Below are 13410 nucleotides of genomic sequence, written 5' to 3'. Positions count from 1 at the left end.
CACACAGGACAACCATTCCCTTTTTTTCTTATTGATTTTTTGCAAAAAAATGACCATCTTCCCATTTTTCATCTCGTTATTCTTGCTGATTGATCCATTTAGATAGAACAATTCTCCTAATGACTGCGAGATTGTTAAACAAGCGGACCCCGAAAGCCACGATCGCAGCCAAATACAGATCAATCCCCAAGAACCCTCCGATGAAGGCCAAGCCTGCTGCAAAAAGTGTGTTGAAAAAGAATCCAGACATGAAAATACGAACGTTAAAAGTACGTTCTAAAAACGAACGAATCCCCCCAAAGATCGTATCCAATCCAGCCAAGAGGGCTATTGATAGATAGCTGCTATACTCCTGGGGCACACGCCAATCCAGTAGGAAGCCGACAACAAGACCGACAATCAATCCGATAAGCGGGAGCCACATGGTTACGAATCTCCTTTTTGTTTCACAGGTTTCATAAATTGAATGACACGTGTTTCGTTATTCGCTGAAATCATCAGCTTGTCCCGTTTTTCTGCCAGCACCTTTTTATTCGCCAGCTGGAAGTTATCCTCTACGCCCTCCAGCTTCAATGCGGACAACAATACTTCAGGCTCCCCCAATGCTTTTATCTCATACGGAGCCCTGATCGTCCTGGTATCGATTTGGATGACGTCTCCCACATTGCGGATCGCAGTGGTAGCAATCAGTCGATGACCATTAATGGAAACAGCTTGTGCTCCGTTTGCAAACAGGATATTTACCAACCAGCGCAAATCTTCATCGTCAATCGTATAGTCGCCTACAACTGGCACAGGCATATGTTCATCCGCAACTGGTGCTTCAGGCGTATGGGCATCGACAACATCGAGCACGATGCCTTCTCCCTCCATCCCTACCATACCAGCCATTCGGCGAGTCCGTGCCAACTCCTCTTTCATAACGGAGATACTTTCATCTTCACTGAGTGAGGTTTCGTATTGGTAGTATAGTTGATTATACTTTGAAATGTCTGCGAGCAGGTTTTTGTGTTTCTCCAGTTCTTTTTGCAACGTGGTCCGAAGTTCCGCGATGCTGCGAGACTCTTTATGAACAGGATGCAGACTGCTTCGTAATTGCACAGTCAACATCACACCTATGATAGCACTAATAATGGCAAGAATAAATGTGATTTTACGGCTTTTTTGTAACATAGGTAAACGCATCCTTTTATTTAGGAGTGTTTCGTTTTCGCGTCACCAACAAAGGCAGGTAGCTCGACCCTCTCTTTTTTGGCTACGCTTATATGGACAAAATCTTGCAAGGAGTGCAAAACACCCCCCGGCAAGTTCAAAGCACTGTCTAGTGTATCCGGGTTCCCTATCGCTGTTACTACGAATGGAGCGGCCGACTTGATGCCGTTTACGATGATCGTGGGTCCAATGCAACGAATCTCGGAATTGCTCACCACACGCTGTCCGTTAATGCTAATGGCCTCTGCTCCTGCTGCACGAAGTTCATTGACGACCAGGCGTACGTCCTGCTCATGCACGATGTAGTTTGCGATGTCTGCGCTGTTCGCTGCATTCTGGCTATCCTGCATCGTTATGACGATACCCGGACCTTCGACAGCGACTACCCCTGCCAGCATCCGCGCTGCATCCAGTTGACTGAGTGTATCAGCAGCCTCCGATTTACGCTCCGCCATCGCCTCTTCCACTTTTCCCACCTGACGCTGCAAATCGAGCAGTTGATTTTCCAGATGCCGATTTTGCTCCTTCTCAGCTAAAATCCGGTCATTCAATTGCGTTTCCTGTTGGAACAGCTGATCATTCATCCGTTCTTTGCGCGTAAGCTTGTTCGTTTCGAAGGAAGTGGCCACTAGAAAGCCGGTAGAAAACGTCACGATGGTTAAATATAAATGAAATTTGCGACGACGACTCATTGTCTACTTTCCCCTTTTTCATTTACTGCTGTGGCTGCTCTTGCCCTTCCTGTATAGGAATAGCCCCTTGAGCCCCGTACGGAATAAACCACGGCTGCTCAAACAAAGAGAGCACCCCTTTTGTATCTGGTGGCAAGTCTTTCACGATCGCCGGGTACCAGTTCATCATCTTGTCCAGCTTATAGATGACGCTTCTTACTTCATTCCCGTCGCGCATGTATAGCGTTACGCGTTGCTTGTCGTAAACCGTTGGCGTCAGTGTAATATCCGAAATCTCCGCGAGTACATCTGGCGATAATTTCGATAGCGACTTGGCAAGATGGGGAAGTAGCTCAGGTGATGCCCACGAGCTAATCAATGGCCTGTCCACTACGCGCTTGGCGAAATTGACCTGTTTGAGCACATAGCCATTATCCAGTAAGGCATAGCGGCTTCTGTCCTGCCCACTCCAAAAAGCGACGCGCTTTTGTTCGGTAATATGTAGCGTGATCAATCCGGGGAAAGAGCGGCTCACCGTCACATCTTTAATGGCCTCTAGCGGTTTCATATTATTTCGTACACTGTTCTCCCATACGTTTAGAAACTGCATGTCCTTCATTAAGCCAGATTGTGTAATGATTTGCTCCGTCGTATAAATATCATTACCAATCACCCGAATCTCTTGCACCTTACTGTAAGGGGAACGAATAAAAACGATGATGAGAATGGTAAGAAAAAACAGTACCAGTAGAATGACCAGCTTGCGGTTGCCCCTTCTTCTGGGGCGTTGTTGCTTGACTTGCGGAATGCGTTCCTCATATACCGCCATGGCCGTACCCTTCCTCATGTTTTTTAGGCTCACTGCCTAGTATAAAGTAAATTACTGGATGTATTTCGAATAAATGTCATTGAACAAAACAGGGAAAGCGGCATAACATTATGCCGCCCACTCTCCCTCGGTCAAATCGATACTCGTGATATACCGGCTCCTAATTGACGCAACTGCTCTTCCAGCCGATCGTATCCGCGATCGATATGATGGATCTGGTTCACCGTGGTAACACCTTCTGCAGCAAGCCCTGCGAGGACTAAGGCAGCACCTGCTCGAAGATCAGTAGCTTCGACATTCGTAGCGGTCAATTTGTTGACACCCCGAATAATTGCGGAGCCAAGATCTACGTATATAGAGGCGCCCATTCGCGCCAATTCATTCACATGTTTGAATCTTCCTTCAAAAATGGTCTCTTTGATGACACTCGTTCCCCTAGCCTGTGACAGAAACACCATCAGCTGCGCCTGCAAATCGGTTGGAAACCCAGGGTATGGCGAGGTGATGATTCGGTCGTAGGCACGTGGACGGGAGGTGCTTTTGATTTCCATTATATCATGGCGGGTCTTGATTTCAACACCGCAGCTACGGGCGACCTCAATCAATGCCATCAATTGCTCAGGCAGTGTATTGGTCAATTCGATATGTCCCTGTGAAATACCGACAGCCAGCAGATAAGTTCCTGTTACAATCCTGTCCGGTATGATCCGGTAACTGACGGAACGCAAACGAGGTACACCACTGATCTCAATCGTATCGGTGCCCGCCCCTCTGATCCGTGCTCCCATTGCATTCAGGAAATTCTGGAGGTCGATGATTTCCGGTTCTCGTGCTGCATTACAAATTCGGGTCGTGCCTTTTGCCAGCACAGCCGCCATCATAATATTTTCCGTCGCGCCCACACTGGGGAAGGAAAGAAAGATATTCGACCCACGCAATTGTTTGGCCCGAAATGTAATGTAGCCTTCCGATTCTTCGATTTTGGCTCCTAGCGCAGTCAATCCTGCCAAATGCAAGTCAATCCTGCGCTCTCCAATGTCACATCCACCCGGCCTGGAAATCGTGACCTCACCCAGACGTGCCAGGAGTGGTCCCGCCAAAAAAATCGAAGATCGCATTTGGCTCATTAAATCATCCGGCACCTGCGGGACACAGACTGACGTTGTATCCAGATCGACACATCCGTCCTCATGCTTCGTATTCGCCCCAAGCAATGTCAAGATTTCGAGCATGACCTTAATGTCTTTTAGATGGGGGACGTCATAGATATAGAATTGCCCTTCCGCGAGCACAGCAGCGGCAAGAATAGGAAGAGCAGCGTTCTTTGCACCTTGGATCCGAAGCGAACCGGACAGAGGTCTTCCGCCTTCGATCGCAAAAGTCTCCAAACTTTCACCTCCGTGTTACCCCTCGCCCACCACCAGGACTTCCGGATGCAGGTCAATCCCATTTTTCTCGAGAATGGTGCTCCGAACGTGAGTAATCAAGGTGAGGACGTCGGCAGCCGTTGCTCCTCCGCAATTCACGATGAAGTTGGAGTGTTTTTCTGAAACCTGAGCTCCCCCGATCTGATAGCCCTTCAGCCCAGCTGCTTCAATCAGGCGACCTGCGTGGTCATTCGGCGGATTTCGGAACACACTGCCAGCACACGGCATCTGCAGTGGCTGCGTATTGCGCCGTCGTTCCTTATTGGCAGCGAGCGTAGCCGCAATCTCCTCGCTGTCGCCCTTCCGCAATTGAAAACGGGCCTCTAGCACGATCCCTTTTTGCTTTTGCAAAAGAGAAGTCCGATAGCTAAAGCTCAGTTCCTCATTACTCAACACTTTACTTTCGCCGTTTTCGAAAAGGATCTCGGCATCAATAAGAATACGTGAAAGATCAGATCCGTGTGCCCCCGCATTCATATAGACGGCGCCGCCTACCGTACCAGGAATCCCTCCTGCAAACTCCATACCTGTTAATCCCATCTTGCCTGTCTCCACCGCCAGGCGGATCATGGAATATCCGGCACCCACACACACCTCTTCGCCCCTGAATTCACAGTGGCTCAAGCCCTCGGCCACTTTAAGCACGGCTCCACGTATCCCTCTGTCCCTCACCAGAAGGTTTGAACCGCGCCCGATTACACTCCAAGGAATTTCATGACGATGGATGATCTGCAAGGCCTTTTGCAAGGATGCTTTATCCTTGGGTTGGATTAACAAATCAGCAGGACCCCCGATCCGCCACGTTGTATGATTAGCAAGGGGTTCATCGGTCCACACTTTTTCGATTCCTGCTTGCATGAGTTCATCTGCGATCTTTTTCATTTGTGAACCTCCTGATACGTTTGCTAGGTCGGACCTAGTCTTCTCACGTGTTTGCTCCATACTATGCGTTCGCCCAGATCGGCGTGACAATCGCCTATCTGATCATTTTTTTCGTGTAATCGCATCTAATTGACGCACAATCTCCGTCGCTGCTTGCGGCATCCCCATAGAAAGAGAACTATTTTTCATCTCTTCCCATTTCGCTGGATTGGCAAGGATATTTTCCAAGGAAAGTAGCAAGCTCTCTCCGGTAAGCTCCCGCTCTACAATAACATGAGCCGCCCCTACGCGCTCCAATCCCCGTGCATTTTTCTCTTGATGGTTGTTGGTGACATACGGGGACGGAATCAAAATCGAAGGCACACCTAGTGCCGTTATTTCTGCCAGGGTAGATGCCCCTGCACGCCCAACCAATACATGCGTCGCCGCCAAAACATCCGGCATATTATGGACGAAAGGAAGCACAGAAATGTTACTTGGAAGTGTTCCCCGTTCATGAAGCTGTGCCGAAATCGTTTCAAAATGAACGTCGCCCGTCACATATACAAAATGAGTATCAGCATATTTGTCCAACTGCGTAACCACCGAAAGCACAGCCTCATTGATTGCGCGCGCTCCCCTACTGCCACCAAAGATCAGCACGATTTTTTTGCTATTGTCCACGCCCAAAAAGCTACGACCCGCCTCCGCATTCCCATGCATGACTTCCGTTGCACGCGGATTTCCGGTCAGTACCGTTTTAGACGGAGGAAAATAGGCAAGTGATTCTTTAAACGAAACCGCCACGCATGTAGCTGAGCGAGAAAGAAACTTGTTGGTCAAGCCCGGCACTACGTTTTGCTCATGGATTAGAGTTGGAATCCCCAAGCGCGAAGCTGCATATACGACTGGACCACATACGTAGCCACCCGTACCAATTACGACATCCGGTTTGAACTCGCGCAACATTTTCTTGGCATCGCCAACAGCCCGGACGAATTTCCACAAGGTCTTCAGGTTGTCCAACGACAGCTTGCGTTTCAATCCACTAATTTCTACGGATTGGAAAGGAATATTTGATCTCGGAACCAAATCTGCTTCCAAGCCTTTTTTACTGCCAATATACAAAAAGGCAGCCTGCGGATTTTGGCGAGAAACTTCTCTCGCCACCGCAAGCGCCGGATAAATATGTCCACCTGTGCCACCGCCTGTTAAGACGACACGCATACGTTCACACCCTTTTTTTGAGAAGGAGTAGCAATAGACTGAATTACTTACTTATTGCGTACTCCTCGTTGAGGTTTCTGTTATCGACAAAAACGTGAGATGTTCAACAAGACACCTACACCAGTGAGCATCAGTGTCAATGATGACCCCCCGTAGCTTAAGAACGGCAACGTGATTCCTGTCACCGGAAACATCCCTGTCACAACACCAATATTGATGACAACCTGGATGGCAATCATGCCAATGATCCCTAGCGCAAGCAGGCTTCCGAACAAATCTGGAGCTGTAATCGCCGTCCGCATTCCCCTCCACAACAAGAGGAGGAATAGCAGGAGAATGAGCGTGCCTCCGATAAAGCCAAGCTCCTCCGCGACAATCGAGAAAATAAAATCATTGTACGGCTCAGGCAGGTACAAATGCTTCTGTCTGCTTTGTCCAAGACCAAGACCCAACAAACCGCCGGGACCTATTGCGTAAAGGGATTGGATGATTTGATAGCCGGTATTGAGCGGGTCAGACCACGGATCGAGGAAGGACGTAATCCTTTTGATTCGATAAGGTGCTGATAAAACCAAGCCAATGAAGCCAACGACTCCAATCATTCCCAATCCGACAAAATGACTGACCCGCGCACCTGACGCAAAAATCATAACGACCGCAGTTCCCATCAAAACCGTCCCGGTTCCCAAATCTGGTTGCAACATGATCAAGCCAAAACACAAAACGGGAATTCCCAAGGCAGGCATAAGACCTTTTCGGAACAAAACAATTTGTTTCTGATTATCGGAGAGCCACTTCGCCAGAAATGCAACGACGCCCAGCTTGGCAAATTCTCCTGGTTGAATTCCAAAAGCGCCAAAACCAAGCCAGCTTTTTGAGCCATTTACTTCGATCCCGATAATCAAAACCAGAATTAACAGGCCGATGCTCACCAAATACCCTGGCTTGGCCAATTGCTTCCACACCCAGTAGTCGATATTCATCGTAATGTACATGGATGTAATCCCTAACAACGCAAAGATCAGTTGCCGCTTGGCGAAAAAATACGGATCGGAAAATGGCGGCTTTTGCGCCACGATCGCGCTAGCGCTGTACACCATCACGATGCCAATTCCCAATAAAAAAAGTGTTGCAAAAATAATTATGAAGTCGGGGGCAGAGCGTACCTTGCTCATTGTGCCAGGTCATCCTTTCTCATGCCGTCCCGCTTTTGTCATATTCTTGATGATACAGTGGGACGTTATGCTAGGCTTGTTTTAAGTCTATGCACGCCGTCCTTAAACATGCTCCCCCTTGTCTCAAACGAAGGAAACATGTCCCAACTCGCACAAGCAGGGCTCAGTAAGACCACATCACCTGATTCGGCCAACTGGGAAGCAGCAAGAACGGCTTTTTCCACAGTATCGACATGGATACGCTCATTAATCCCTGCTTCCTGAGCACGTTCCAATAAAATCGGAGCCGTTTGCCCGAGAGCGATGACTGCTTTTACCCGACCTTGGATCACAGGCAGCAGTTCCCGAAAATCAACACCACGATCCAGCCCACCGCAAATCCATACGACTGGCTCCTTGCATGCTTGCAAGGCACGCGATGCCGCTTCCGGATTGGTCGCTTTTGAATCGTTGAAGTATTTGACACCACGGATCGAATCTACGAACTCCATCCGGTGCTCTACCCCTGGGAAGGTAGTAAGAACTTGTATGATCGATTGCTTGTCCGCGCCTGCGAGCTTCGCAACAAGAATCGCTGCCAGTGCATTATCCAGATGCGGAACGGTAATATCCGTTATCGCAACGATTGGCTCTGTATTCCCATTCCCATCCGCAAACAGGATCAAACCATCCTTGACAAAAGCTCCCTTTGGTACCTCTTGACTCTTGCTAAAGTAGTAGATGGCTGCAGGGAGGTCTTTGCATTTTTCTACGATCTCTGGTTGGTCATATGGCAAAATAGCGGCGTCATCTGCCGTTTGGTTGGCAAACATTTTTAGTTTGGCTGCCAAATACTCTTCCATGGTGTGATGGTAATCCAGATGAGCAGGATACAGATTGAGCAAAACACCGATATGCGGGCGGAATTCCCTCGTCCCCATCAGTTGGAAACTACTCAATTCGGCAACGAGCCATTCGTCGGGACCAGCTTCCTCCGCTAGACCACACAAAACGGTACCAATGTTGCCTCCTACTCTCGCATCCAGACCCGCTTCTTTGAATATCAGTCCAACGAGCGTAGTGGTCGTTGTCTTTCCATTAGAGCCTGTAATGCCGATAATCGGTGCCTTGGCAATCTGGGAGGCCAGCTCCACCTCCGTCACAACAGGAATGCCTAGTGCCTGCGCCTGCTTGACGGGTGCTGCTTCATACGGAATCCCCGGATTTTTGACCACAAGGGATAAGCCTTCATGAATGAGATCATCGGGGTGATAACCGCAAATGACCGGTATCCCCAACGATTCCAGCTCTTCTATCCCCACTGCTTCTTCACGTGGCTTTTTATCATTTACGACGACATGAGCACCAAAGCGGTGTAGCAGTTTTGCCACTGCGACACCGCTCTTTGCCATACCAATAACGACGACATGCTTATCTTGAAAACGCATCATCTGATTGTCACCACCTCAAGGTATACACCCAATCCAGCAAAGAACATACCAACGAGCCAGAACGTGACAACCACGCGCCACTCTGACCAGCCTGTTAATTCAAAATGATGATGCAGGGGGCTCATACGGAAAATACGCTTTCCACGTGTCTTAAAGGAGACTACCTGCATAATAACAGAGAGCGTCTCGACAACAAATACCCCACCGATAATAGCCAAGAGCAATTCGGTCTTGGTCATGATTGCAATTCCCGCCAGCGCTCCACCAAGTCCGAGTGAACCGGTATCACCCATGAACACACGTGCCGGATGTGCATTGAAGACGAGGAAGCCAAGTAGCGCACCTACAACAGCCGCACTAAAAATAGCGGTATCATAATCTTGACTAAACCATGCGATGATGGCATAAGCACCAAAAGCAATTGCTCCCGTCCCTGCCAATAGTCCATCTACTCCATCTGTGATGTTAACGGCATTCGTTGTACCTACCAAGAGGAACAACAGGAATGGGAAGTAGAAATAGCCGAGCTCCAGCTTCCACGGTGTACCTGGCAGATGAATGGACGTGTCATGCCCCATCATGAGCAGCAAAATATAAGCGCCGATTGCCAAGACAATCTGACCAGCAAACTTCTGTTTGGCGGTCAACCCGAGATTGCGTTTTTTCTTGATTTTGATGAAATCATCCAAAAACCCGATTAGACCGTATCCGAGAGTCACCAATAACAGGAAGTAAATTTCCATTTTAGCATTAGCAAACTTCAGCACGGTAAATATGAGTGCCAAAAGAATGATGGTGCCTCCCATGGTGGGAGTTCCAGCCTTCTTATAGTGGGATTGCGGCCCTTCTTCACGAATTGCCTGCCCAAATTTCAGGCGGCGAAGGAAGGGAATAAACAATGGGCCAATGAGTACGGCGATGAGAAACGAAGCGACGATCGTGACGATTAGGACGTTGTCAACGAACATGCCCGAGCCTCCTTTCTTTCGATGCAGTGTGTGGCATCTGTTCTATTCTTGGTTGTACCGGGCAATCGCTTCGCGCGCAACTTCGCGGTCATCGAAGGGCAACACCTGGTCTTTTATAATTTGATACGTTTCGTGTCCTTTTCCGGCGATCAAGATCACATCGTCCGGCTTTGCAAGCGATACTGCATGGGCAATTGCTTCGCGTCGGTCTGTCAGTGCCGTATAACGATCAGGTGCCACTTCCGACAAGCCAGCGAGCATGTCATCGAGAATCGCCTGCGGCTCCTCCGAGCGCGGATTATCTGATGTTAAGACGGTCAGATCAGCATATTTCGTTGCAATTTGCGCCATGATCGGGCGTTTGGTTCGATCCCTGTCGCCTCCGCAGCCAACAATGCAAAATACGTTGCCACGGGCAAATTCCTTGACAGTCATCAATGCATTTTCCAAGCTGTCTGGCGTGTGAGAGTAGTCGACGAGCACCGCAAACGGCTGACCAGCATCTACTGCTTCAAATCGCCCATTTACACCCGCTACCTGTTCCAGGCTCGCTTTGATCTCTCCTAGCGGAATACCTTCTGCCAGTGTAACCGCGATGGCTGCCAAAGCGTTATACACATTGAACTTTCCCATCAGCTTCAAGTTCAGACGCGCACTGCCAGCGAAGCTTTCGACTGTAAAAGAAGTTCCTTTACTTGTGATTTCGATTTGTTTTGCCCTTACATCTGCTGGTTGATCGATGCCGTAAGTAATGACTCGCGCAGGTGTAACGGTGGCATATAATTCGGACGCCTCATCATCCGCATTCAGTACAGCCGTTTTTAGACGGTCTGTGTCATAGCCGTTGCCCAGCTGGGAAAACAACAATGATTTGGCGTAGCGATAGTTTTCCATCGTTTTATGATAGTCGAGGTGATCCTGGGTCAGGTTGGTAAAAACCGCTGTATGGATTTCGCAACCGCGGACTCTTCCCAACTCCAGTGCATGAGAGGAAACCTCAATAATCGCATAGTCTGTGTTTACATCGCACATGCGACGAAAGCTTCTTTGCAAATCTATGGCATCTGGAGTCGTATTTTTGACTTCCTCCGTTACGTCTCCAATTCTCATATGGATCGTTCCGATTAAGCCTGTTTGCTTACTTTGATCGCACAAAATTTTGTCGATCAGATGCGTAGTGGTCGTCTTGCCATTTGTCCCCGTTACGCCAATGACTTTTACTTCTTTCGTAGGAGATCCGAAAATACGATCAGCCAGCATAGCCATTGCCCGCCGGGTATCCGGTACTTTGACAATAGTCGCTGGCACGTCCAGATCTTGTTCGGATAACACGGCAACGGCACCATCCTTCACTGCCTGGGCCGCGAACGTATGTCCATCCACGGTATATCCAGTCAGACAGACAAACAAGTAGCCGGGCTTTACCTGGCGCGAGTCTGCTGTCAAACCCGTAATCTCCATGCTGTCATCCCCCGAAACCGTTACTGGCAACAAAGGCATGAGCAGATCCCGTAGAAACATGAAACAGGCACCCCATTCTCCAACTAGTATAGACAGAAATTTGAACATTTGTACTTGGCTACGCCGATCATTTAGGCGCAGTCTTGACGAACAAAGGCAGAGCGAACGTAGACAAGCCTACTCCCCTCCGCCTTCGAAATCTCATTTTATAGCTAATTGGTCGATTTGTCACCAAGGTATATGCGAATTTTTCCGCCCTCATCAATTTTTACTCCGGGTGCAGGGGACTGCTGGATGACGTACTGACCTTTACCTGAAACGACGAGCGGCAGAGTATCATACGTTGTCACTACGTCTCTCATGGATTGTCCGACCATGTTCGGCACTTCGATTGGCGCCCTTTCTCCAAGTGCTTTGTTAATTTCCTTGGGGATGCCATCTTTTCGTTTGGGTATATTCAAATGTTGAAGAGAGGATTCCATGATACTTTTTACACTCGGCGCGGCAATCAATCCACCAAACGCTAGTGCTTTCGGATTGTCTACTGCGAAATAGACGACGATCTGCGGATCATCAGCCGGCGCAAAGCCGATAAACGACACGATGTATTCCCCATCGACGTAACGGCCATTTTTTACTTTTTGCGCGGTTCCCGTCTTTCCTCCTACCCGATACCCTTCAATATATGCCTTATTACCTGTTCCTTGAGCGACTACACTTTCCAGCGCATGCCGAACTTTGGCAGAAGTCTCCTCCGTTATCACCTGTCTAACTTCTGTCGGCAAGGTCCTCGCTACGACATCGTGTGTTACACTATCCCGCCATTCTTTGGCGACAAACGGCTTCATAAGTTTGCCCCCATTGATCGCGGCTGAGACGGCAGCCATTTGTTGAATCGGCGTTACCGATACCCCTTGACCGAAAGAAGTCGTACCCAGCTCTACTGGTCCTACTTTATTCAAATTGAATAACAGCCCGTTTTCTTCGCCAATCAAATCGATCCCTGTCTTTTTTCCGAAGCCAAACTTTTTGATGTAGTCAAATAGTCGTTCTTTTTGCAGTCGTTGGCCCATCGTAACGAAGCCAGGGTTACAAGAATTCTCTACCACTTCCAGCATCGTTTCCTGTCCATGCCCCTGCCGCTTCCAGCATCGCAATCGCTTACCTGCCACATTAATGAATCCCGGATCGTAAAAGCCCTCGTTCAGATTGATGACCCCTTCGTTTAAAGCAGCGGCCAGTGTCACAATCTTGAATGTAGAACCAGGCTCGTATGTTTTCCAGATAGGGAGATTTCTATTGTACACCTCTGAGGGATAGTCCCTGTACTCATCCGGTTGAAAAGTCGGGCGACTTCCCATACCCAATATTTCACCTGTCTTTGGATTCATGGCGATCGCCAGTACATCATCAGGCTGATAAGCGACCACTGCCTGATCCAGCTCACGTTCGATAAACGATTGGACGGTACTGTCGAGTGTTAAATACATGTCCATCCCATTCACAGGTGCTACGTAGTCTTCGGTTCCGCCTGGCAGTACGCGTCCTTTGGCATCTGACGGAAATGAAATATGCCCCTCGGTCCCCATCAAGAAGGAATCATAAATTTTTTCAAGACCTGTCAACCCTTGATTGTAATTGCCTGTGAAACCAAGTATATGGGCTGCCATCGTTCCGTTCGGGTAAAAACGCTTCGTATCCCCTGCCAAGTATATCCCTGGCAAATTCAATTCTTGTATTTTTCTCGCCTTTTCAACAGTCAGTTTTCTTCCACCTGGAATCTGGTTGTTACTCATTTCTTTTTTCGTAATGGCACGAAATACATCTTCTTCTTTTTGCTCCAAAATGATGGCGAGCTGTCTCGCTGTTTCTTTCGGGTCTTTGATTTGCGCCCCTACCGATACAAGAGTGGGTACAGTCATATTCGTCACGAGCTCATTGCCACTTCTGTCTAGAATACGACCGCGATTGGGGTAAAATTTAATTTCCCGCTTGAGCAGTTCATCTGACATTTGCGAGAGTCTCGGTCCTTCTATCAATTGAACATAACCCAATCGGGTGACAAGCGCCGAATACAAAACGACCCCTACAATCAAGATGATGAAAATGCGACGGCGTACAGTTGCATTGGATACCCGCAAAGCGAGTC

At 48.6% G+C, this 13410-nt stretch carries 12 protein-coding genes; all 12 read right to left on the bottom strand.

What is annotated here, in order from left to right; all coding sequences use genetic code 11:
• Positions 1-76: 76 nt before the first annotated feature.
• Entirely contained in the window at positions 77-424 is a 348-nt protein-coding gene (locus tag E8L90_RS04165) for a small basic family protein (protein WP_007717721.1), read from the bottom strand.
• 2 nt (positions 425-426) lie between these two features.
• Positions 427-1173, bottom strand: a complete 747-nt coding sequence (locus E8L90_RS04160) for a DUF881 domain-containing protein (protein WP_137028119.1) — start codon at positions 1171-1173, stop codon at positions 427-429.
• A gap of 20 nt (positions 1174-1193) precedes the next feature.
• Positions 1194-1904: a DUF881 domain-containing protein gene (locus tag E8L90_RS04155; protein ID WP_137028118.1), complete on the bottom strand. Its 711-nt coding sequence runs from the start codon at positions 1902-1904 to the stop codon at positions 1194-1196.
• A gap of 22 nt (positions 1905-1926) precedes the next feature.
• Positions 1927-2712, bottom strand: a complete 786-nt coding sequence (locus tag E8L90_RS04150) for a cell division protein FtsQ/DivIB (protein WP_137028117.1) — start codon at positions 2710-2712, stop codon at positions 1927-1929.
• A gap of 131 nt (positions 2713-2843) precedes the next feature.
• A complete protein-coding gene (gene murA / locus E8L90_RS04145) occupies positions 2844-4100 on the bottom strand; it encodes a UDP-N-acetylglucosamine 1-carboxyvinyltransferase (RefSeq protein ID WP_137028116.1) in 1257 nt (418 codons plus the stop codon).
• Positions 4101-4115: 15 nt separating this feature from the next.
• Positions 4116-5021: a UDP-N-acetylmuramate dehydrogenase gene (gene murB / locus E8L90_RS04140; protein WP_137028115.1), complete on the bottom strand. Its 906-nt coding sequence runs from the start codon at positions 5019-5021 to the stop codon at positions 4116-4118.
• A gap of 102 nt (positions 5022-5123) precedes the next feature.
• Positions 5124-6227, bottom strand: coding sequence for an undecaprenyldiphospho-muramoylpentapeptide beta-N-acetylglucosaminyltransferase (murG, locus tag E8L90_RS04135; RefSeq protein ID WP_137028114.1), 1104 nt, complete (start codon positions 6225-6227; stop codon positions 5124-5126).
• 80 nt (positions 6228-6307) lie between these two features.
• Positions 6308-7402, bottom strand: coding sequence for a stage V sporulation protein E (gene spoVE / locus E8L90_RS04130; protein WP_137028113.1), 1095 nt, complete (start codon positions 7400-7402; stop codon positions 6308-6310).
• Between the two features lie 65 nt (positions 7403-7467).
• A complete protein-coding gene (gene murD / locus E8L90_RS04125; RefSeq protein ID WP_137028112.1) occupies positions 7468-8832 on the bottom strand; it encodes a UDP-N-acetylmuramoyl-L-alanine--D-glutamate ligase in 1365 nt (454 codons plus the stop codon).
• Positions 8829-9800: a phospho-N-acetylmuramoyl-pentapeptide-transferase gene (mraY, locus tag E8L90_RS04120; RefSeq protein WP_137028111.1), complete on the bottom strand. Its 972-nt coding sequence runs from the start codon at positions 9798-9800 to the stop codon at positions 8829-8831. Before mraY ends, murD begins: the two co-directional genes overlap by 4 nt.
• Before the next feature lie 42 nt (positions 9801-9842).
• Positions 9843-11321: a UDP-N-acetylmuramoyl-L-alanyl-D-glutamate--2,6-diaminopimelate ligase gene (locus E8L90_RS04115; RefSeq protein WP_137028110.1), complete on the bottom strand. Its 1479-nt coding sequence runs from the start codon at positions 11319-11321 to the stop codon at positions 9843-9845.
• 152 nt (positions 11322-11473) lie between these two features.
• Complete coding sequence (locus E8L90_RS04110) at positions 11474-13402, bottom strand: stage V sporulation protein D (RefSeq protein ID WP_137028109.1); 1929 nt, start codon at positions 13400-13402, stop codon at positions 11474-11476.
• Between the last annotated feature and the right edge of the window lie 8 nt (positions 13403-13410).

Source organism: Brevibacillus antibioticus (genome assembly GCF_005217615.1).
Lineage (GTDB): Bacteria > Bacillota > Bacilli > Brevibacillales > Brevibacillaceae > Brevibacillus > Brevibacillus antibioticus.
This window is presented reverse-complemented; position numbering and strand designations above follow the sequence as displayed.